This window comes from Microbacterium sp. H1-D42 (assembly GCF_022637555.1).
In the GTDB taxonomy this organism is placed as follows: Bacteria; Actinomycetota; Actinomycetes; order Actinomycetales; family Microbacteriaceae; genus Microbacterium.
The window spans coordinates 667057-688340 of the sequence record NZ_CP093342.1; the positions used below are offsets into that span (position 1 = coordinate 667057).

The following is a 21284-nucleotide window of genomic DNA, read 5'->3' on the forward strand; positions in this document are numbered from 1 at the left end:
GTGAGTCAGCGCAGGCTGAAGCCGCCCTGCAGCGGGTCGCCCTCGTCGAGTTCGAAGTCGCAGGAGCCGACGCGGTACGCGTTGCCGCGGACTTCGGGGATGACTCCGGATGCTGTGCGCTCGGCGATCCGCGCCAGGAAGCGCGTGCTGATGATCGAGTCGTGCGTGAGTGTCTCGCCGTCGGCGAGCTCTCCAGTCGCGGCGAGCAGCGCGACGCGGGCGGCGGTGCCGGATCCGCAGGGACTGCGGTCGACTTCGCCGTCGGCGAAGACGGTGACGTTGCGCTGGTGCGGACCGGTCTCGGTGCGGCCGAGATCGTCGAACAGGATGGTGCCGTACACACCGGACAGCCGGGCGTCGGCGAGCTGCGCGGCGGGATGCTCGTTGAGTGCCCACTTGATCTCACGGCCGATCGCGATGAGGTCGGTGGTGTGCGGCGGCGTCACCTCGAGCCCGACCGAGCCCGCCGACAGCGTCGCGTACACGGCCCCGCCGAAGATGAGATCGACGTCGACCTCACCGCGCGAGGTCTGCAGTCGGATGCCACGCGCGAGCACCCGCGACTCCACGTTGCGGAACGTGATCTCCTCGATCTTCCCGCCGCGCTGACGCACGACCGCCTGCACGCGACCACTCGGGACATCGATGGTGACGGTCGTCTCGCCGTCAGCATCCGACGGCACGCGCCCGGTGCGCACGGCCCACGCGCCCAGCGCGATCGTGCCATGCCCGCAGGCGGTCGAGAAGCCGTCCTTGTGCCAGAACAGCACGCCGAAGTCGGCGCCGTCGTCGTCGGGCGGCGTGATGAATCCGCCGTACATGTCGTCGTGGCCGCGGGGTTCGAGGCAGAGGAAGCGGCGGACGTCATCGGCGCCTCCGGAGATCGCGCTCGCTCCGTGGGCTATCGCGTTGGCTCGCCGCTCCGCGACGGTCGCACCGTGGGTGGGAACGTTCTCGACGATGCGGAACGGCTCTCCGGCCGTGTGCCAGTCATCGGTGATCCAGCGCATTCGTGCTCCAGTGGGGGTGGTGGGTCAGACGGCGAGGCGGGCGACGGCGAGGTCCTGCCAGCCCATGCCGCAGGTCTTGACGATGCGCGGACGGTCGGATGCCGGTGCGACGGCGCCGGTGAACAACTCGTTCATCGTGACGACGTCGCTGTGCCGCAGCATCCCCGCAGCGACGGCGACGATCACGTCGCCCGCTTCGCTTCGGGCGACGCGGCGGCTCTCGACGACGACCTGCGAGCGGCCGACGAGCACCGGGTCGAGCTCGGTGCGATCGGGTTCGTGCGAGCCGATCGCGATGATGGTCGCGTTGTCGCGGACGAGCGCGGAAGGGAAGAGGGGCTCGGATGCTGTCGTCGCGCACACGATGAGCGTGGCGTTCGCGATGTCGTCGATCGTGCCTGCGCGCATGTCGGCGTCGGGTGCGTAGCTGCGGGAGGCGTCGACGGCGGATGCTGTGCGCTCGGCGTCGCGGCCGATGATGCACACGGTGCGCAGCGGACGGATCGCGGCGAGGGCTTCGACGTGGCGAATGGCCTGCGGGCCGGTGCCGATGACGACGAGGTCGGCGGCATCCTGCTCGGCGAGCACGTCTGCGCAGGCGGCGGACACGGCGGGAGTGCGCAGGCTCGTCAGGGCTGTGCCGTCGAGGATCGCGGTGGGGGCGAGGGTCTCGCCGTCGACGAGGATGTAGACGGCCTGGATGCGCTCGAGCCCGCGGGCCGGGTTGCCCGGCGCGACGGTGGCGAACTTCTGTCCGACGGCGCCGCCGGCTGCGGCGGGCATGAGCAGCAGCTGTCCGTTCGGGACGTCGAGGATCTGACGGGCGAGATCGTCTTCGGGGTCGAAGCCGTCGCGCAGGGTGTTCTGGATGGCGGCGATGGCGGCTGACATGCTGATGCGCTCGGCGATGCGGTCGGCGCCGACCAGGGTGAGATCTTCGATGACGTCGGGCATGCTCTCAATCTAGGCGAGGTCGAGTAATATGTCACGTTCTATCAGGCTGTGTGCGGTGTTCGCGCTCGATTCGCGCACCAGGTATCCCATGTCGTAAGCTGGACGACGGTGACGTGTCCGAGCGGCCGAAGGTGCAACTCTCGAAAAGTTGTGTAGGGTAACCCCCTACCGTGGGTTCAAATCCCACCGTCACCGCCAGAAAAACCCCTGTTCAGCAGGGGTTTTTTCTTTCGTCCACCCACGAAATGCCCACATCTCATCCACAATCGCCAATTCGTGAGCGCGGACGCAATCCGTCGTCCTCATTCTGGTCATCGCTCAAGTGGTAACGAAGCTACTGCTAAGTGGGTCCTCGTTAAGCCGCCGTCTCAGAATGTCCTCCGCGCACCCGAGCCGACCCGCGATCCAATAGCGCAGGACGAGAGCGTTCTCGCGATAGGCGTTGGCTAGGGTCCCAATGTCGGGCGTCGGATGACGCCTACTCGCTGGCGCCGGTGTCCCTGGACGCGACCTGCGCGTCTTCCGCGCGCATGCGGGCCAACACCTGATCGACGTCGGAATCGAACGAGGCATTCTTCGCGACCAGGCCATCGACTCCAACCACGACGAGGCTGACGGCCGCTGCGAGCGCGAAGATCCAGACCTCCTGCGTCCATGCAGAGATGATGAGACCGCCGGCGAAGATCACGCGGCTGACGATGTACAGAAGAGTCCGCAAACTCGGGCGGAGTCGTTCGCCGCGGCAAGCGGGTCCTTCTGTCTTGCGCATACCTACTCGATTTTCTCATGCGCACCCTCGAGACATCGGGGTCGCTCGTACAAGCGCAGTGCCTGGACCTTGGAGGAGTTCACGGCGCTGCGCGGGCGACGGCTTCCGGGCTGTTGTTAGCGCCGCTTCCGAGGGGCGTCAGGTCGGGCGTCGCAGCGGGATCTTCCGCACGGTCGCCCAGACCCCGTCGCGTCCTTCCTCCATCACCGACAGTGCAGTGATCGACACCCGCAGCGGAAGGGATGGAGTGAGAGCGTCTGCGATACGCGTGACCAGTGAGCGTGCGGCCTCGCCGGAATCGGTTCGCGCGACGGTGAGATGAGGAACGGGTGCCACGACCGCCCCGCCGTACAACGGTGTTTCGGGGAACCTGTGCGCGAGCCGTCTCATCAGGCAATTGATCGCGGCATCCGGGTCTGGTCGAAGGTAGATCGCGCCCGACTCGAAGATGTGGATGCTGGTGAACCGCACGTCGAACGAATCAGTGGCAGCGGCGACTTCAGTAACAGCAGCCATTGCAGCGTCGTCGATGGGGTCGACCCACGGGTACAACAGGGTGATGTGGGGCGGGACGCCCACCGGGTGCGTCCCCGGCCACCACGGGCTGATGATGTCTGCCAGCTCGGGAAAGTGGAGGTCTACCGAACTCGTCATGAGCGGACGCTCTCGGGATCGCTGACCGGCGTGTCCTGACTGAATGTGTTCCACCAGCGGCCGTCGCGCTCCTGCCAGAGCGAGCTGATGTACATCGCCTCCCGCGTGGTGCCCCCGAAAGCCAGATAGTCCGCGCGGTAACAGAGCATCACCGTGCTCGGCGCGACGTCGACGATCCGTGCTTCGCTGATCGCGTACGATGCCATGCTCGGACCTCCGGCCAGCTCGGCAACATGATCGTCTCGAACGGCGAAGCCCGTCGGGTACACACCGACGAAGTCGGCTGACAGGAGTTCGCGATCAGCATCCGCGTCACCGCTGACCAGCGCTTCCCACACGCGCGACTCCCGCTCCACGAAGAACTCCAGGCTCTGCATCCGCCCAGTATCGCAACCCAGCCCGAAGCTGCATACATCGTTCCGCGGCGTTTGGCCAGGGGGTCGCGTTCCGCCCTGGCCTCCGTAGCGTGGTTCCTCCGCAACAAGCAGAGGAGAACGATCATGGACGCTTCAAGCAGTGGCACGCTGATCAAGCTCAGCGAGACCGACGAGACCGTGGCTGACCGCGCTGATGACATCCGCGGACGCAAGGTGAAGGACAGCGCCGGTGAGGACCTCGGCAAGGTCAAGGACCTTCTGATCGACCAGGACGAGAACCGTGTGCGGTTCATGGAGGTCGCTTCGGGTGGGTTCCTCGGGATCGGGCAGGACACGTCGCTGATCCCCATCGACGCGATCACGGCGATCGCCGAGGACGAGGTGCGCATCGACCAGACCCGCACCGAGGTCGCCGGCGCGCCGGCCTATGACCCGGACCTTGTCCGCGAACGCCAGCGTGACACCTACGGTGAGTACCTGAGCTACTACGGCTACCCGCTGTGGTGGGGACCCGACTACGCGTACCCCGACTACCCGCTGTACCGCTGAGTGCGCGCGCGATGGGCAAGCCTCAAGGAGCGGACCGCGTTCGGCAGGTCATCGTCTTCGTCCTGTCGATCGTGGCGATCGCCGCCGCCTTCGTCGGATCCGGGGCCCTCGGTGGAACACCCATGCAGGAGGCCGCCGACGGTGCGTTCTCCGACGACGCGACGCTCATCGCACCCGCAGGTCCCGCCTTCAGCATCTGGTCGGTCATCTATGCCGGACTACTGGCCTACGCCGTCTGGCAGGCGCTTCCCGGTCAGGCCGCGCGCGCAGTTCACCGTCGGGTCGGTTACCTCGTGGCGCTCTCGATGCTGCTCAACGCGGCATGGCTCGCAGTCGTTCAGCTGGGGCAGGTCGGGCTGTCGGTGGTGGTCATCGTCGTTCTGCTCGCCGTGCTGGGCGTGACATTCAGCCGGCTGCAGCGCATGCCGAGGGAGGCTGGCTCCCAGGCCGCGCGAATCACCGAATCCATCGTGTTGGATGGAACAGTCGGCCTGTACCTGGGGTGGGTGACCATCGCCACCGCGGCCAACATCACCGCCTGGCTGGTCGACACGGGGTTCACCGGGTTCGGCATCCCCGCCGACGGCTGGGGCGTCGCGGTCGTCATCGCTGCCGCGGTGCTCGGTATCGCCACGGCGATCGCCGGGCGTGGCCGACTCACACCCGCTATCGGGCTCGCATGGGGATTGTGCTGGTTGGCCGTGGCAAGGCTCACGGGGGAACCCCAGTCGACGCCGGTCGCACTTGCGGCGCTGGTCGCCTCGGCGGCGGTCATCCTCACGGCAGCCGTGCTGCGTGTGCTCGCGCAAGGTGGTGACGCCGAACAACACGGAGGCGAGACAGATCGTCCGCTTCGCACGCAGGAGGCACATCGATGACTGAGATCGCGATGGCGGCGAAGGATCCCGCGGGCTAGCTCACCCCGGATTTTGCCCGGCGCCGCGCCGTTCACAGAACCCCCATGGCACGTAGCGTGAGCAACCAGCGACGATTCGTCCAAGGGGTCCGGTCATGTCTACTGAAATCAGCGCACCAGCATCCGACCTTCGCGCATTCCGGCCCGGAGCCGGCACCGCCTGGTTCTGGATCGCGGCAGGCGTGATCGCCTGGATCGTGTCGTTCCTGCTCTACCTGGAATACATCGGGCAGCTCACCGAGGCCGACGCGATCGTGTCGTGCGACATCAACCCGATCGTGACCTGCGGGCCCAACCTGCTCGCCCCGGCCGGCAATCTGCTCGGCTTCACCAACGCGGTAATCGGGCTCGTCGTCTTCGCAGGGCCGGTGCTCGCGGGCGTCAGCGCGCTCGCCGCCCCCGGCGGCATGCGCGCCTGGTACTGGCGGGTCTACGCCCTCGCCGTGCTCGGCGGCTACGCCCTGGTCAGCATGTTCGCGTACCGCAGCATCTTCGAGTTCGGATCGCTCTGCCCGTGGTGCATGGTCGTCTGGCTGATGACGATCCCGCTGTTCTGGTCGGTCGCGGCCTGGACTCTCCGCGTGGGCGTGTGGGGCCCCGGGCTGCGCCACGCCGGTCGCTTCCTCGGGCGCTGGCTCGTGCTGATCGTCGTGGCCAATTACGCCATCATCCTGGTCGCCGCACAGCTGCGTCTCGACCTGCTCGGCGCCTTCTTCTGACCGGCCAGCCCGGCGGATGCTTCTCGAAGATCTCCGGCTCCAGGTAGGACCAGTCATAATACGACCATCCGACACCGAAGGCGCCTGCGCCCCAGAAGGAGTTCCCGTGGCCACTCACCTTCCCGATCGCCGTATCCTGCTCGCGAGCGCACCGAACATGCGCGACCTCGGTGGCATCCCGGTTGTCGGCGGGGTCGTGCGCCCGGGGATGATCTTCCGCTCGGCATCCCTCGCGAAGCTCGATCCGGAGGACGCGAGCATGTTCGTGAAGTTGGGCATCACGACCGTGTACGACCTGCGCACCGCGGCCGAGCGCGATGGTGCCCTCGACCAGCTCTTCGACGGCGCCCGATCCGTCTGGCTCGACGTCGTCGCCGACGCACCGCAGAACATCGCCGCGCGCATCCCCGATCTCCTCTCCGACCCGGCCGCGCTGGAGGGTCTGCTCGGCGGCGGCCGTGCTGATGGCTATCTCGCTGAGGCGAACCGCGAATTCGTGAGCATGGCGTCTGCGCTCGCCGCCTACCGGCGGTTCTACCTCGACCTCATCGACGAGAACCGCACGGGCGCTGCTCTCTTCCACTGCACGACAGGCAAGGATCGCACCGGATGGGCGGCCGCATCCCTGCTGCTCCTGCTCGGGGCATCCGAAGACGACGTGCGCGCCGACTATCTGGAGACCAACGCCGACCTCGCCCCGACATTGCAGCCCATGCTCGATGCCCTCGACGCACAGGGCGTGAACACCGCGCTGCTGCAGCCGATCCTCGGCGTGCGCGACAGTTATCTCGATGCGGCTCTCGACGAGGTGCGCCTCAGTTACGGCGACATCGAGAGCTATGCGCGCGCAGGGCTCGGCCTGACGGATGAGCAGCTCGCCATGCTCCGACGCCGCTTCATTGGGGCTCTCTAGGAACTACATCTAGGCGGCGCGCGCCCGGACCCGACTCAGGCCGGTTCGATCGCGGGGACGCTCCAGCTCGCGAGGTCGTCGAGCCGAGGGCGGTACATGCGGATCAGCAGGTTCCAGCCATCGGGAAGAGGGATGCCGTTGACCGCGTCCTCATCGCCGAGTCGCACGGTCGTCGATCCGTCGTCGTTCGCGTCGGCGAACACCGAGTTCACGTTCGTGATGCCGGACGGGCCGGGCTCGAAGTATCCGGCCGCGTTGTAGACGCTGAGCGACCAGAACGCGTCGGCGGGGACATCGCGGAAGGTCATCGTGTAGCGACCCTGGGGCAGTCGGGGATCGATCGTGATGTACTGCGCCTCCGCATCGGGCAGGCCGCCCCAGCCCAGGGCCGTTCCGACGAGGTGCCGCACCGGATCCACCTCCTCCTTGCGTCCGAAGCAATGCGTGAGCCCGCCCATCGACCGGCCGAGAACGAGCAGCGCGTCGCGCACCTCGAGGTGCGATGCGGGATCCCAGTCGCCGGCCCTGAACGGGCGCTGTGCACCGACGTCGAGACCAAGTCCGTCCTGCAGGCGGTGCACCTCGGCGAGGTCATCCGTGTTGCTGGGATCGAACAGGATGCGCGCGGCCACGACCACATAGTCCGAGCCGAACTCGTCCACGGTGAGCGGGAACGCACCGGCCTCGTGGAAGACCCGGTTGATGTAGTGCTCCTGGTTGATCACCATCACCGAGATGTAGCGCTCGCCCACCTCGGGGATCGTCAGGGTCGCACCATCGGTGATGTCGACCACGGCGACCGAGTAGAGCGTGTCGCGATTCTGCCGGATCACGGGCTGCTCGTCCAGCGGCGCGAGTTCGCGATCGTGGTGGAACACCCCCTGCCCGCCGATGATCGGCAACATGCGGGTGATCATTGCGTCGGTCTCGGCGCGGGTGAAGTTGTCGATCGTGACAGTGGTGGTCATGTTCCGGACACTAGCGCATGTCGACGCGCCCGCTCACCCCGACAGGGGTGATGCGTGGGTCGCCGAGGTGTCGAGACCGCGACGCACGAGCTCCGCCCGTGCCCGGTCGAGCCCGCCGTGCTCCAGCCCCGCGAGCACGGACCGCCCCGACCAGACGATCCGTCCGCGCCGGCGGACCGTCACGTCTAGTGTTCCTGCGAGGTGCTCCAGCGCCCCGGCGGTGTTGCGCTCCTGCGACGGCAGTGGCACCGGCAGGACGTGGGATGCTGCGCGCGGCGCCGCCCCGTCGACTTCGATGGTCCACCCATAACCGCGTCCGCGGAGCATCCAATTCTCATCGTCGACGACGGCACGCACCGGACTGATGCCGGGATTGCCCAACCGCACCACCCGCCCGCCTGGCAGCCGCACGACCAGCCCGGTGACCTCGGTGCGGATGGGCCCCGAATGCACCTGGCCGCCGGCGAACGCCACGCACACCTCACGGTCGTCGAACCCCTGCGCTTGACCCCACCACCAGGACTCCGGAAAGCCCTCCCGCCCCCAGTTCTTCTCGGCGTAGATCTGCGCGTCGCGCAGCTGCCATGTCTCGCCGCCGATCGTCGCGGTGCCGTTCACTCGTCCGCCCAGCAGCCACGGATGCCAGTACTGGTTGAGCGCGGGGACCGACTGGAAGATGCTCGACCCACCCAAGGCGCGGTGCGGCCAGGGGAGGGCATCGGAGATCGTCACGTCGAGCCGTGCGTCTGGCCCGAGATCGACCCGCAGGCGGCGGACATCGCCGTGGAACGCGTCGCCGGCGTGGGCGCCGACGTCGCCCTTGTCAGCGGATGCTGTCGGATGCTCCGCCACCCGCAGGAAGCCACCGGGATGCGCGGCGAAACCGAGCGTCGCCCACGGGCCGCTCGGCCCCTGGTTCACTCCGTTCAGGGCGATGATCACCCGCCCTGACTCCGGCTCGGTGATGCGCCAGAAGTACCCTTCCATCGCGACACCAGGATGCGCGGGGAGCGGGCTCTGGAACGGCAGATCAGCCCCGGTCGATCGATACCACGCGCGCAGCCCCATGGCGAAGGTCTACCATGGGGCGCGCTGCAGCCGCTAGATCGGTCAAGGAGTCGACGAGAGTGCATACTCCTTGCCCTCCAGTCGCTTGGCGAGGGTTCCTGCCATGAGCAGGATGACGACTGCGAGTGCGACCGAGATGAGGTAGGCGACTCGCATGCTGCTGAGGTCGGCGATGGGACCGATCAGCGCCGCGCCGAGCAGGAAGCCGACGTACGTGAAGGTGTTGGCGCGGGCCACCGCGACGCCCGAGTCATCGAGCGTGCCTGCCGCCGCGAAGGCGAGCGGAGCGATGACGCACAGGCCACCACCGGCCAGCGCGAATCCGACCAGCGCGACCCAGGGAGCCCAGGCGGCGACCACGGCCACCATCCCGACAAGGGCGATGAGGGCGCACGCCCGGATCACGCGGGTCGCACCGAAGGCGCGGATCAGTCGGTCGGCACTGAGGCGCCCGATCAGCATCGCGGCGCTGTAGCCGCCATATGCGAGTGCGGCGATGCTCTCCGGGGCCATCAGAGTGTCCTTGACGTACACGGACCCCCAGCTCGACGCGGACGACTCGATGAAGTACGCGGACGTCAGCACGATGCCGATGCCGATGACGGGGGCCCACGGCACGCGGACCTTCAGGCTGGTGCGCTTGTCGGCACCGGCTTGGCCACCAGCGGCTCCCACTCGAGCATGGACGAGGTGGCGGCCCGTCGCCAGGAGCAGCGGCAGCAGGATCACTGCTTCGATCCCGAAGAACATCCACAGGGGCAGCCCCTGATGAGCGGACCAGGCCGCGGCCAGGGACGCCACGATGCCCGCCGCGCTGTAGATCGCGTAGAAGCCGACGACGATGCTGCGTCCGTATCTCACCTGCAGGGACACGGCCTTCATGTTCATTGTGGCATCCACCATCCCGAATGCGATGCCCATCACGACCCACGCCGGAATGAGCACGGCGAATGAGGGTGCGACGCCGATCACCACAAGGGCGACGAGTTCGGCGGCGATCGCCACCCGCAGTACGAGGTCGCTGTGGATGCGCTGCACGACGCTGCCCGTGACCAGCGTCGCGACACCGGCGAGCAGAGGCAGGGCGAGGGTGAGCAGTGCGAGCGTCGAATCGCTGAGCTCGAATCGATCCTTGATCGAGGGCAGGCGCGCGAAGAGCGATCCGAAACCGAGGCCCTGCGCGAAGAAGACGATGAACAGGGCGGTGCGCGCGCGGCGCATGCCGTCGGTGATGATTGCCGGTGCCGACGTCGGCGCCAAGGGTGTGGTCATACGGGAATCTCCTCAGAAGAGCCGCTCGACGGTGAGCGATCACGTGATGCGTCGTCGCGGGCGCGGCGACGCAGGTCCTGCTTGTCGACTTTCCCGACAGGAAGCAGGGGAAGCTCATCGACGATGATGAACTCCTTCGGGATCTTGTAGTTCGCGAGGGTCTCGCGACATGTGGCACGCAGTGCGTCGACGTCGATCGCGGCGCCGGGGGCTGGCACGAGGTAGGCGATGCCGACCTCGCCGAAGGTCTCGTCGCGGCGCCCGATGACGGCAGCGAGTGAGATCTCGGGACATTCCTCCAGGCGCAGCTCGATCTCGCGCGGGTACACGTTGTAGCCGCCCGACTTGATCATGTCGCTGCTGCGTCCGACGAGTTGAAGATTGCCGTCTGCGCGCAGCACGCCGATATCACCAGTGCGGAACCACCCGTCATCCGTGTAGGCGGCACGTGTGGCGCCAGGGCGTCCGAAGTACTCGAGGAACAGCCCGATGTGACGGACCTGCACCTCACCCTGTTCGCCCGTCGAAGCCGGGACGCCTGACTCATCCATGATGCGCAGGGCGATGTTCGGGTCGGGGCGTCCCACAGTGTGCGCGAGGACATCGGTGGAGGCATCGGAGTCAGTGAAGGTGATCGATGCCGTCGTCTCTGTCATGCCGTACACGGTCATCAGACGGACGCCGCGCTCGCGGAACCGTCTGATGGTGTCGACCGGAAGCGGCGCGCCTCCCCAGACCACCGCCTGCAGACTCGACAGATCGAGCGTGTCGAACTCCGGCATCAGGGTGAGAGCCTGCAGCACGGTGGGCACGTTCATGAGGTTCGTGAGGCGCAGCTCTGCGATCCGGCTGAGTATCTCAGCTGGATCGAAGCGCTCAAGCAGTGCGAGCATGCCGCCGGCGACGAGTGTCGTGCCGGTGAGGTCGGCGATGCACGCCACATGGTTGATCGGCAGATTGCACGGCACTCGCGGGGCTGCGATGCCGAGCACCTCTGCCTCTTCGGCCGCGGCGTAGACCAGACCGCGGTGGCTGAGCACGGCGCCTTTCGGCGTGCCGGACGAGCCAGAGGTGTAGACGATGACGGCCGGATCATCCGGACCCACGAGCTCTGGCAGCAGGGCAGGCCCTGGCGGCAGCATCGGCAGCGCCCCAGCGGTCTCAGGGGCGGGGAAGAGTCCGAAGCCCCGTGCACCGAACTCTGCGGTCAGGCGCTCGACATCGTCCGCGTAGGCCCGGCCGTCGAAGGCGGGCATTGCGAGGATGACCGACGGCCGCGAGTCGCTGACCACCTGTGCGAGCTCGGCGAGGGTGTAACGCGGATTCAGTCCCACCCACACGGCACCGAGACGTGCCGCAGCCAACAGCGAGATCAAGTACTCAGGGCGTGGAGTGCACAGGACCGCGATGCGGTCGCCTCGCTGCACTCCGACCGCTGCGAGCGAGGACGCCATGGCTTCCACTCGCGCGGCGAGATCCACATACGTCAGCGCGCTGCCGTCGTGCCAGACCGCAGGTGCACCAGGAGTCGAGGCGGCATAGTGATCCAGGTAATCCGCGAACGTCGTCAGTCGCGGAAGCGTCAAGGGCATGGTTCAGCCGACGTCGGTGTGGTCGTCGCGGGTCGCGTACAGGCAGACCCACCGCGCGAGCATGGCGGGCTTGTCGGCGCCCTCGACCTCGATGATGTTGTCGGTCACGACGCGCCACGTCCCGTCCGCACGGTGCTCCGCTTCGCTCAGGGTCGCGATGCAGCGGATCCTCTCGCCGAGGAAGACGGGGCGGGTGAAGCGCACTCGATCGAGGCCGTAGTTGAAGCCGTACATTCCGGTCGCCGTGAGCGGGCTGTTGTTGAACTGGAACGCGGTGAGCATGCTCAGCAGCAGGAAGCCGTCGACGAGTTCAGCGCCGAGGGGGTTGTTCTTGCTCGCGGTGAGGTCGGTGAATGCCGGATCGAGGTAGGTCGAGAACGAGAACTGGCTGAGGTGCTCCTGATCGATCGCCATGTAGGGCGATCGGAACAGCTCCTCGCCGACGAGTCCGTTCAGGTCGTCCAACGTGTGTGCGCTTCCTTGCGTCATCTTCACTCCAAAAAAGTAAGTATTTACTTACAATAGTGCGCGGACACGATTCGTCAAGAGTGGAAAGTGCGGCGCTGCTGCCGGGATGCGAGGATAGGCGCGATGACCAACGATGACAGTGCCGTCCCCCGCCGCAAGCCGCGCCAAGCACGTGCGCAGGCTGCGGTGGAAGCGATTCGCCTGGCGACGAGTGCATTGCTGGACGAGATCGGCTTCGACAGCCTCACCACGTCGGCGATCGCCGAGCGCGCCGGCGTGAACATCGCCACCTTGTACCGGTACTACCCGAACAAGTTCACGATCGTGCGCGAACTCGCAGAGGGTCTGGAGAGTGAGCGGTCGGCGGTGTCGGTGAACGCCCTGCGCAGCCTTCGTGCCGGCGCGGACTGGCGAGAGCCCGTCCGTCAGGCGATCGTCGGTGTGGCGGACCTGCGCGTGAAGCAGCCGGCGACGCGGGCGATCCGACGTGCGCTCACGTCCTCCCCATCGCTCTGGGACCTCGATCATGACGTCGTGGTGCGGACCGCCGATGCGATCGCACCCTTCCTGCGCGAGGTGAACCCGGCGCTGGGGGAGCGGCAGTCGACGGACATCGCGCTGGTCGTCGTCCACACCGTCACGAGCCTGCTCGATCTCGTCAACGATGCCCCGGAACTGGCGCCTCGTGTGCACGCCGAGACTGCCTTGATGATCGAGCGGTATCTGGCGCCTTACCTCGACGTGACAGCAGACTGACTCCGGGAATCCGACCTCGGCTCAGGCGCCGGCTTCCGGCCTGCCTGCCCACCAGCCGATGACGTGGCCGATGTGGCGGTGCATGACGGCTTCGGCCTGCTCGCCGTCGCCGGCTTCGAGCAGGTCGAGCAGCTCGTGGTGCTCGGCGGCCGACTTCGACAGCTCTTCGGTCGCCAGCAGGCCGGCGAGGCCGGGCAGGCGGGTCTCCTTGCGCAGCTGCGAGATCAGGCTGGTCAGGCGCGGGTTGTCGCTGTGCGCATTGACGGCCTCGTGGAAAGCGCGGTCGGCCTCGAGGTAGGTGGTCAGGTCGCCCTTCGAGGCACCGTCGACGATGGCATCCGCCATCGCGCGCAGGTGCCCGTACTCGTCGGCGGGGATCTGCCCGGCGAGCTCGCGCGCGAGCGCCGGTTCGAGCATGCGCCGGACGGCGACGATGTTGGCGACGTCCTCATCGCGGATGCCCGTGACTCGGAAGCCCTTGTTGCGGACGGCCTCGACGAAGCCGAGCTTCTCGAGGTTCAGCATCGCCTCGCGCACCGGCGTGGCCGAGACGTTGAACTTCGCCGCCAGCGCTGGTGCCGAGAACAGCTCACCTGCGGGCATCTCGCCGGAGCGGATGGCTGCTTCGAGGGCCACCTCGACGCGCTCGCGCAGGTTCAGCACCGGCTGAAGCGGGGTGACGACGGAGAACTGGGACATGTGCGGCCGATCAGAGAGTGGATGCTGTGCAATGCGGCATTGCACTGCCTTAAGAACTTACCGGACGGGGTGCGGCACATGTTTGTGCCGCACCCCGTCCGGTGGAGATCATCTGAGCTGAGTCAGGCGCCGTACCCCTTGGCGATGACTTCCTCGGTGTCGGCGATGATCGTGTCGGCGACGTCCTTCGGCAGCGGCAGGCGCGGCGGGCGGCACGGGCCCCCGTACAGGCCGAGCACGTCCATCGACAGCTTGATCGACTCGACGAACTCGGTCTTGGTGTCCCAGCGCAGCAGCTTGTGCAGGTCGCGGTAGATCACCTTGGCGCGCTCGAGGTCGCGCACGTCGCCCGAGGTCGACAGGCGGAACAGCTCGACCGTCGCCTTCGGAATGGCGTTCGGGTAGCCGGCGACCCAGCCCACGGCGCCGGCGATGCCGACCTCGAGCACGCTGTCGTCGGTGCCGATCAGGATGTCGATCGTGGGAGCGAGCTCCTGGATCTGGTAGATGCGGCGCGGGTCGCCGGTGAACTCCTTGACGCCGACCATGTGGCCGGCGGCGTGGATCTCGGCGATCAGGTCGGGAACGAGGTCGACCTTGGTGTCGATCGGGTTGTTGTACCCGACGACCGGCAGGCCCACCGCTGCGACGGTCGCGTAGTGGTGCTTGACCTGCTCGCGGGTCGCGCGGTACGTGTTCGGGGGCAGCAGCATGACGCAGTCCGCGCCGGCCTCGGCGGCCTGCTCTGCCCAGTGTGCCGACTGCAGTGCGCCGTACGCGCCGACGCCTGCCATCACCGAGAAGCCCTCGGGGGCAGCATCCACTGCCGTCTTGATGACCTGCGCGCGCTCCTGCTCGCTGAGGTTCTGGTACTCGCCGAGCGAGCCGTTGGGGGCGATGCCGTCGCAGCCGTTGTCGGCGAGGAACCGCACGTGATCGGCGAACCGGTCGTAGTCGACCGAGAGATCCTCCTTGAACGGGAGGGCGGACGCGACGATGACGCCGTGCCAGGGAGCCTTCTGAGACATCCTTGTTCCTTTCCAGCTAGCTATGCGGCGTTTCCGACGCCAATAATATGTAACATACTACACCAGGACCGTGGGTCACGAGAGACGCACTCCGACCGAGTCCATCCACTGCTCAAGCCCTGCCGCATCGATCGGCAGACCGTCGCTGATCACATCGTGCCCGTCGTCGGTCACGATGATGTCGTCCTCGATCCGGACGCCCATGCCGCGCAGCTCGGGCGGCACCGTCTCGTCCCAGGCGTGGAAGTACAGACCGGGCTCGACGGTCAGCGCCATGCCCGGCTGCATCTTCGCCTCGAAGTACTGCTCGTACGACGATGCTCCGCAGTCGTGCACGTCCAGGCCGAGGTGGTGGCCGATGCCGCACACGATGTAGCGGCGGTGGTGCTGTCCCTCTGCCGAGAGCGCCTCGTCGACCGACACCGGCAGCATGCCCCAATCGCTGAGCCCCTGCGCGATGACCTCCAAGCTCGCGGTGTGGAAGTCACGCCAGTCGCGCCCAGGGGCGACAGCGGCGAGACCGGCCCGGTGTGAGCGCTCGACCAGATCGTGCACCTCGCGCTGGGCGGTCGTGAACCGGCCGCTCGCCGGGATCGTGCGAGTGACGTCGGCGGTGTAGCCGCTGCGGTTCTCCACTCCCATGTCGAGCAGCAGCAGGGCATCCGGGTCCACCGCGCTCTCGGCGCGCACCCAGTGCAGGATCGGCGCGTTCGCGCCAGAGCCGACGATCGATGCGTAACCGGGGGCCTGGCCGACGGTTCGTGCGTGCCTGTCGAATGTGCCCTGCAGCCAGCGCTCGCCGCCGAACTCGATGGCGCGGGGGACCTCGCGGCGCACGGCCGCGAAACCGTCGATCGTGTGGTTCACCGCCGAGCGCAGCTCGGCCAGCTCCCAGGCATCCTTCACCATGCGCAGCTCAGCGAGCGTGCGCGCGAGCTGTGCGGACCGCACGCGCCCGCCGACGCGCGCGCCGGTGCCCTTGCCGACGACAGCATGGCCCGCGATGAGCGCGCCGTTCGGCACGGTGAGGTCGTCGAGGACGTTCACGCGCACGTCGAGAGCGGATGCCAGCTCAGCCGTTCCCGGCTGGGGACCGACCCACAGCTCACCGTGCGCGGCGTCGGCGTGGAAGGCCGCGGCGCCGGGGCGTGCGGGCGGGACGATGTAGATCGTCGCGTCATGGCCGCCGGCGGTCGGCGTCATGACGAGCACACCGTCCTCGACCGGGAATCCGGTCAACCAGAGGAAGTCGCTGTGGGCACGGAACTCGAAGAAGTTGTCGTGCACTCTGGCCTGCGCGCGGCCGGCGAGCACGACCAGGGTCTGCCCTGGGAGCGCCTGCGAGAGCCGCTCACGGTGCTGACGGGCGGCGTCGACTGCGCCAGGCTCGACGCGTGGCGTGCGGTCGGCGTCGCCCCACCCCGTGCGCATCCACTCGGCGAAGCCCGGAGCCTTGGCCAGTGACGGCATCCGAGGGTCGCTCGCGGTGGAGCGGGGGTTGGGGATGCTGCCTTCCCAGTCCACGACATGCACGGTGTCGTCGTAGCGGGCGTCGTGGTGGTGCGGGGTACTCAAAGCGGGGCTCCTGGTGGTTCTTTCGGGGGATGTTTCAGCGCGTGCGGATCAGCGGGAGTGTGGGATCAGCGGGAGTGCGGCGTGCCGCCGAGCCGCTTCTCGAGCGAGGTGAAGAGGCGCTCGACGACGCCGGCGCGGGTGATGCCGTCGTGCTCGTGCTCGTTGGTGACCCAGGCGTTCAGGGCGCCGACGTGGCCGGCGGTCTCCAGGGACAGTCCGGCGTCGACGTACATGTCGTCGAAGTACACGACGGCCTCGATCGGCACCTCGTTCGCGGCCAGGCGCGGCAGGTCGTACAGCTCGATCGGCCACTCGCGGGCGGCGAGCTCTTCGACACCGGCGCGGAACCCGCGCAGCGCGCCGATCTCGTCGAACATCCACGGGAAGACCATCTCGCCGGTGAGCTGCAGCGGTCGTGCGGACTCGGCGAACTCCGGATGCCGATCGCGCTCGGCCTGCGCGGCCCATGACGTGGGACCCGTGCCGTAGATGCTCTCCTGCAGGGCGATGAACAGCGGGTTCGTCGCGAACGCGGTGGCTCCTCCGACGGAGGCGATGAACGTATCGCTCAGGCGCGTCTCGGCGCGGTCGGCGAAGGCCTCATCGAACAGCCAGTGCACGCGGTCGGCGCCTGGTCCCATGCCGAAGTCGAGGCCGAGGGTCTGCAGCCGGCGCACGGTCAGGCGGTCGCCGTCGGCCAGCAGCACCTCGTCGGCCTGCAGCAGGTCGGCGACCTTGCCGATGCGCTCTTCGAGATGAGGAGCGCGTTCGCGGAACAGACGGTTCTTCTGCAGGGCGCGCGGGAAGGTACGGCGGTAGACCTCCGACGCATCCGGCGTCAGCGAGGGGAGCCCGCCGGCCACGGCAGATGCGACGATGGCGCCCGGCGCCGTGGACAGGTAGTGCAGGGTGAGGAACCCGCCATAGCTCTGCCCGATCGTCCACCACTGCCGGCCTTCGTAGTGCGTGGCGCGCAGCGCCTCGAAGTCGCGCACGATGGCATCCGCCCTGTGCAGCGAAAGCCGGCGAGCCGCCTCGCCCGCCGGCATCGCCGCGAAGTCGGCGCCGGACAGCGGCGTCGAGCGTCCAGTGCCGCGCTGGTCGGGCACGACCAGCCGGAACCGCGACAGCACAGCATCCATCCACGCATCGCGCCCGAGCGGACGCGCGCCCTTGCCGCCGGGCCCGCCCTGCAGGTGCAGCATCAGCGGCAGGTCATCGTTGCGACGCTCAGCGGCCACGAACTCGCGGGCGAACAGGTCGATCGTCTCGCCGTCGGGGTCGTTCCAGTCCAACGGGACCGTCGTCCACACATCACGGGCGACGATGTCCTTGCCGATGAAGTACTCGAAGTCGCGGGTCATGCCGGACCGCACCTGCCTTTCGGGATTGTTCGCGATCAGTTCGCGCGGGTGCGCACTCGGGAATCGAGCAGCGCGTAGAACAGGTCGACGATGAGGTTCGACAGCGCGACGAAAAGACCGCCGAGCAGCACGATCGCGATGATCACGGGTCTATCCTGCATCGCCACGCTCGTGATGGCGAGTGCACCGACACCCTGCAGGCCGAACACCTGCTCGATCACGATGACGCCACCGAGCATCAGCCCGATGTCGATGCCGAGCTGGGTGACCAGTGGCGGCATCGCGCTGCGGAAGGCGTGCACATAGATGACACGACGCTCGGTCAGGCCCTTGGCGCGAGCGGTACGCACGTAGTCCTCGCCGAGCACATCGAGCATCTGCCCGCGGGTCAGTCGTGCGTACACGGCAGCGGTCACCATCGCCAGCGTCAGCCACGGCAGCGCCAGATGCCAGGCCCACTGCAGCGGGTCCTCGGTGAGTGGAACGTAACCAGAGGGCGGGAAGAGGATCACCCCGAACCGGGTCGGCAGGAAGTACAGCGTGTACAGCGCGAGCATGCCGAGCACGAAGGTGGGGAAGCTGATGCCGACGAGCGCGAATCCCTGACCCAGTCGATCGCGGATGCTGCCAGGGCGCTTGGCCGATGCGAGTCCGATCGGGATGCCGATCGCCAGCCACACGACGACCGCACCGAACACCAGAGACATCGTCGCCGGGATGCGGGCGAGCACGAGGTCGGCGACCGGAAGGTTCGAACGGTACGAGTAGCCGAGGTCGCCCTGCAGCAGCCCGCCCAGGAACACGAGATACTGCTGCCAGATCGGCTTGTCGAGGCCGAGGTTGACGCGGATCTGCGCCATCAGCTCTTCGGTCGCCTTGTCGCCGGCGATGATGCGCGCCGGGTCTGACGGCGTCACGTAGAACAGTACGAAGACGAACACGCTCAGCAGGAACAGCACCAGCAGTCCGAAGCCGACGCGTGACAGCAGGTAGCGGATCATGCTCGGGCTCCCTTCGTCGAAGACGGATCAAGGGCGTCGCGCAGGCCATCGCCCAGCAGGTTGAAGGTGAGCGTCAGCGTCAGCAACGCGAGCCCTGGCACGAGCACCATCCACGGGGCGACCATGTACATCGATCCGTTGGCGGCGTCGGCGAGCATGTTGCCCCAGCTCGGGGTCGGAGGGACGATGCCGAGACCGAGGAACGACAGCGTCGCCTCGAACACGATCGCCGCAGGGATCATGAGCGTCGTGTACACGACGATCGGCACGACCAGGTTCGGCAGCACGTCGCGGAACATCGTCGCGACACCCGACTGCCCGATGGAGCGGGCGGTCTCGATGAACTCGCGCTCGCGGAGGGCCAGCACCTGGCCGCGGATGACGCGGGCGAGGCCCGCCCAGCTGAAGAACACGATCACCCATATCGACAGCTGCAGGCTTGGGCCGAGCACCGAGACGGTGGCGATGGCCACCAGCAGGAACGGCACGCTCATCACCAGGTCGATCAGGCGACTGAGCACCGTGTCGACGACCCCGCCGGCGAAGCCGGCCGTCATGCCGATCAGGATGCCGATGGCAGCGGCCGCCAGCGAGGCGGCCACGCCGACCAGCAGAGAGACCTGCGCACCATAGGCCAGGCGCACGAGAACGTCGCGGCCGAGCTGGTCGGTGCCGAGCAGGAACTCACTGTTCGGAGCGACCGGCATGCCAGAGGGAGACAGTCCCGTCTCGCGGAACTGCTGCGTCGGCCCGTGGCCGGTCCACTGGGCGATGAGCGGGGCGCACACCGCGAAGAGGACGATCAGCACGATCACGATGGCGGATGCCACGCTCGCCGGATCACGGCGCAGCCGCCGCAGCGTGAGATGCCACGAGCTCTTCGGGGCCTTCGCTGCGTTCTCGGCTCCGCGCGAGGGGAGCATGAGAGTCATCGTCTCTTTGGAGAAGACGTTCATGAGCCGACCTCCTGCGCTGCGGTGGCCTGTTCTGCCTGGGCCTGCTCCGTGGGAGCGTGCGCGGTTGCATCGATGCCCACAGTGTCGAGGAACGATGCGGCCAGCAGTCGCTTCGTGAACGGCTCGCGCGGGGAGTTGTAGATGGTCTCCGCGTCGCCCAGCTCGATGATCCGGCCGTTCTCCATCACCGCGATCCGATCGCACATGTGTCTGACGACGGCGAGGTCGTGAGAGATGAACAGGTACGTCAGCCCGAGGTCGCGCTGCAGGTCATCGAGCAGCTGCAGCACCTGCGCCTGCACGGTGACGTCGAGAGCCGACACCGGCTCGTCGAGGATGACCAGATCGGGGTTCAGGGCGATGGCCCGCGCGATGCCGATGCGCTGGCGCTGGCCGCCGGAGAACTGCGAGGGGAAGCGGTTGTAATGGTCGGGGTCGAGGCCGACCAGCTCGAGCAGCTCAAGCACGCGCCGCTGTCGCTCGCGGGCGTTGCCCAAGCCGTGCACGCGCAGCGGGTCTTCGATGATGGAGCCGACGCGCCGCTTGGGATTCAGCGACGAGAACGGATCCTGGAAGACCACCTGCACCCGCTGTCGCATCCGCCGCCACGCGGCGCCCTTGACGGTCGAGAGGTCAGTGCCGTCGAAGCTCACGGTGCCCTCTGACGGGTCGACGAGTCCGGCGATGGTGCGCGCGAGCGTCGTCTTGCCGCATCCGCTCTCGCCGACCAGGCCGAGCGTCTCGCCGCGCCGCACCTCGAGGTTGATGCCGTCCAACACCTTGCGCTTGACGCCGCGGCGCTGAGTGAACGACAGGCTGACGTCCGAGACCTGGGCGATCGGCGCCGGCTCCGGTTCTGACGCCGCTGCCGATTCGACCGGCGGCTGCCGCTCGCTCTGCGTGAACGACGACGACTCGATGAGCGAGACGGTGTACGGCTCCTGCGGGCGGGTGAGCACGTCAGCGCTCTTGCCGAGCTCCACCTGCTCGCCTCGGTACATCACCATGACGCGGTCGGCGACACTGGCCATCACGCTCAGGTCGTGGCTGATCATCAGAACCGTAGCGCCGAAGTCCTCCTTCATCTCGCCGAGCAGCTGCAGGATCTGCGCCTGCACCGTCGAGTCCAGCGCGGTGGTCGGCTCATCGGCGATGATCAGCGCGGGGTCGAGTGACAGGCTCATCGCGATCATGACGCGCTGGCGCATGCCGCCCGAGAACTGGTGCGGGTACGCGTCGAAGCGAGATGCGGCGTCGGCGATGTGCACCTTTTCGAGCAGTTGGATGGCGCGGGCCTTGGCCGCCCGCTTGGAGACGTTCTCGTGCGCGCGGATCTGCTCGACGATCTGCCACCCGACGGTGTACTGCGGGTGCAGGCTCGACAGCGGGTCCTGGAAGATCATGCTGATCTCATTGCCGCGCTTGCGGCGCAGCCGGTCGGGTGCCAGCGAGAGCAGATCCTCACCCTGGAAGCGGACGGCGCCGGTGGTGCGGGCGTTGGGGATGAGCCCCATCACGGACTGCACCAGCACGGACTTGCCTGAGCCGGACTCCCCGACGATGCCGAAGAACTCGCCCTCTGCGACGTCGAAGGAGACGTCCTTGACGGCGTGCACGGTTCCGCTCTCGGTGGGGATATCGACGCGCAGGTTGGATACCTCAAGAATCGACACGCG

The 21284-nt window shown here is 67.6% G+C and carries 22 protein-coding genes and 1 tRNA gene; 6 read left to right on the forward strand and 17 right to left on the reverse strand.

Annotation, left to right across the window (positions count from 1 at the left end; translation table 11 throughout):
- Positions 1–5: 5 nt before the first annotated feature.
- The gene (locus MNR00_RS03060) at positions 6–1010 is read right to left on the reverse strand and encodes a proline racemase family protein (RefSeq protein ID WP_241927708.1); all 1005 of its coding nucleotides are present in this window, start codon (positions 1008–1010) and stop codon (positions 6–8) included.
- Positions 1011–1034: 24 nt separating this feature from the next.
- Positions 1035–1964, reverse strand: a complete 930-nt coding sequence (locus MNR00_RS03065; RefSeq protein ID WP_241927709.1) for an ornithine cyclodeaminase family protein — start codon at positions 1962–1964, stop codon at positions 1035–1037.
- A gap of 107 nt (positions 1965–2071) precedes the next feature.
- On the opposite strand from MNR00_RS03065, the gene MNR00_RS03070 reads away from it, so the two are divergent.
- Positions 2072–2162: transfer RNA gene (locus tag MNR00_RS03070), tRNA-Ser, on the forward strand.
- 280 nt (positions 2163–2442) lie between these two features.
- Here MNR00_RS03070 and MNR00_RS03075 read toward each other — a convergent pair.
- The 3 genes from MNR00_RS03075 to MNR00_RS03085 all read right to left on the reverse strand — a co-directional run bounded on the left by MNR00_RS03075 (position 2443) and on the right by MNR00_RS03085 (position 3764).
- A complete protein-coding gene (locus tag MNR00_RS03075; protein ID WP_241927710.1) occupies positions 2443–2652 on the reverse strand; it encodes a hypothetical protein in 210 nt (69 codons plus the stop codon).
- 219 nt (positions 2653–2871) lie between these two features.
- Positions 2872–3387 carry a 2'-5' RNA ligase family protein gene (locus MNR00_RS03080; protein ID WP_241927711.1) on the reverse strand — a complete coding sequence of 172 codons (516 nt, stop codon included), beginning with the start codon at positions 3385–3387 and terminating at the stop codon, positions 2872–2874.
- A complete protein-coding gene (locus MNR00_RS03085; protein WP_241927712.1) occupies positions 3384–3764 on the reverse strand; it encodes a nuclear transport factor 2 family protein in 381 nt (126 codons plus the stop codon). The genes MNR00_RS03080 and MNR00_RS03085 overlap by 4 nt, the downstream gene beginning before the upstream one ends.
- 123 nt (positions 3765–3887) lie before the next feature.
- Here MNR00_RS03085 and MNR00_RS03090 point away from each other — a divergent pair, with 123 nt between their 5' ends.
- The 4 genes from MNR00_RS03090 (at position 3888) to MNR00_RS03105 (ending at position 6861) form a co-directional block, all read left to right on the forward strand.
- Positions 3888–4313 (forward strand): PRC-barrel domain-containing protein, encoded by a 426-nt coding sequence (locus MNR00_RS03090; protein WP_241927713.1) that lies wholly within the window; start codon positions 3888–3890, stop codon positions 4311–4313.
- Positions 4314–4324: 11 nt separating this feature from the next.
- Positions 4325–5191: a tryptophan-rich sensory protein gene (locus MNR00_RS03095; protein WP_241927714.1), complete on the forward strand. Its 867-nt coding sequence runs from the start codon at positions 4325–4327 to the stop codon at positions 5189–5191.
- Between the two features lie 133 nt (positions 5192–5324).
- On the forward strand, positions 5325–5948 hold the full coding sequence (locus MNR00_RS03100) for a vitamin K epoxide reductase family protein (protein WP_241927715.1): 624 nt from the start codon (positions 5325–5327) through the stop codon (positions 5946–5948).
- 106 nt (positions 5949–6054) lie between these two features.
- On the forward strand, positions 6055–6861 hold the full coding sequence (locus tag MNR00_RS03105) for a tyrosine-protein phosphatase (RefSeq protein ID WP_241927716.1): 807 nt from the start codon (positions 6055–6057) through the stop codon (positions 6859–6861).
- Positions 6862–6896: 35 nt separating this feature from the next.
- On the opposite strand, the gene MNR00_RS03110 is transcribed toward MNR00_RS03105, so the two are convergent.
- The 5 genes from MNR00_RS03110 to MNR00_RS03130 are packed head-to-tail and all read right to left on the reverse strand — an operon-like array spanning position 6897 to position 12250.
- Positions 6897–7829 carry a DUF1214 domain-containing protein gene (locus MNR00_RS03110; protein ID WP_241927717.1) on the reverse strand — a complete coding sequence of 311 codons (933 nt, stop codon included), beginning with the start codon at positions 7827–7829 and terminating at the stop codon, positions 6897–6899.
- A gap of 33 nt (positions 7830–7862) precedes the next feature.
- Positions 7863–8897: a tocopherol cyclase family protein gene (locus MNR00_RS03115; RefSeq protein WP_241927718.1), complete on the reverse strand. Its 1035-nt coding sequence runs from the start codon at positions 8895–8897 to the stop codon at positions 7863–7865.
- A gap of 42 nt (positions 8898–8939) precedes the next feature.
- Positions 8940–10169 carry an MFS transporter gene (locus tag MNR00_RS03120; RefSeq protein WP_241927719.1) on the reverse strand — a complete coding sequence of 410 codons (1230 nt, stop codon included), beginning with the start codon at positions 10167–10169 and terminating at the stop codon, positions 8940–8942.
- Positions 10166–11761 (reverse strand): class I adenylate-forming enzyme family protein, encoded by a 1596-nt coding sequence (locus MNR00_RS03125; protein ID WP_241927720.1) that lies wholly within the window; start codon positions 11759–11761, stop codon positions 10166–10168. The genes MNR00_RS03120 and MNR00_RS03125 overlap by 4 nt, the downstream gene beginning before the upstream one ends.
- Positions 11762–11764: 3 nt before the next feature.
- Entirely contained in the window at positions 11765–12250 is a 486-nt protein-coding gene (locus MNR00_RS03130) for a MaoC/PaaZ C-terminal domain-containing protein (RefSeq protein WP_241927721.1), read from the reverse strand.
- Positions 12251–12352: 102 nt separating this feature from the next.
- Between MNR00_RS03130 and MNR00_RS03135 the strand changes: the two genes are divergently transcribed.
- Positions 12353–12985, forward strand: coding sequence for a TetR/AcrR family transcriptional regulator (locus tag MNR00_RS03135; RefSeq protein WP_241927722.1), 633 nt, complete (start codon positions 12353–12355; stop codon positions 12983–12985).
- A gap of 21 nt (positions 12986–13006) precedes the next feature.
- Here MNR00_RS03135 and MNR00_RS03140 read toward each other — a convergent pair whose 3' ends face one another.
- From MNR00_RS03140 to MNR00_RS03170, 7 genes are all read right to left on the reverse strand, one after another.
- Positions 13007–13684 carry a GntR family transcriptional regulator gene (locus tag MNR00_RS03140; RefSeq protein ID WP_241927723.1) on the reverse strand — a complete coding sequence of 226 codons (678 nt, stop codon included), beginning with the start codon at positions 13682–13684 and terminating at the stop codon, positions 13007–13009.
- A 122-nt stretch (positions 13685–13806) separates the two neighbouring features.
- Positions 13807–14712 (reverse strand): dihydrodipicolinate synthase family protein, encoded by a 906-nt coding sequence (locus tag MNR00_RS03145; protein WP_241927724.1) that lies wholly within the window; start codon positions 14710–14712, stop codon positions 13807–13809.
- Positions 14713–14787: 75 nt separating this feature from the next.
- Entirely contained in the window at positions 14788–16287 is a 1500-nt protein-coding gene (locus tag MNR00_RS03150; RefSeq protein ID WP_241927725.1) for an aminopeptidase P family protein, read from the reverse strand.
- 65 nt (positions 16288–16352) lie between these two features.
- Positions 16353–17651, reverse strand: coding sequence for an alpha/beta fold hydrolase (locus MNR00_RS03155; protein WP_241927726.1), 1299 nt, complete (start codon positions 17649–17651; stop codon positions 16353–16355).
- Positions 17652–17686: 35 nt separating this feature from the next.
- A complete protein-coding gene (locus MNR00_RS03160; protein ID WP_241927727.1) occupies positions 17687–18652 on the reverse strand; it encodes an ABC transporter permease in 966 nt (321 codons plus the stop codon).
- The gene (locus tag MNR00_RS03165; protein ID WP_241927728.1) at positions 18649–19584 is read right to left on the reverse strand and encodes an ABC transporter permease; all 936 of its coding nucleotides are present in this window, start codon (positions 19582–19584) and stop codon (positions 18649–18651) included. The genes MNR00_RS03160 and MNR00_RS03165 overlap by 4 nt, the downstream gene beginning before the upstream one ends.
- Positions 19585–19604: 20 nt before the next feature.
- The gene (locus tag MNR00_RS03170; protein WP_241927729.1) at positions 19605–21281 is read right to left on the reverse strand and encodes an ABC transporter ATP-binding protein; all 1677 of its coding nucleotides are present in this window, start codon (positions 21279–21281) and stop codon (positions 19605–19607) included.
- Between the last annotated feature and the right edge of the window lie 3 nt (positions 21282–21284).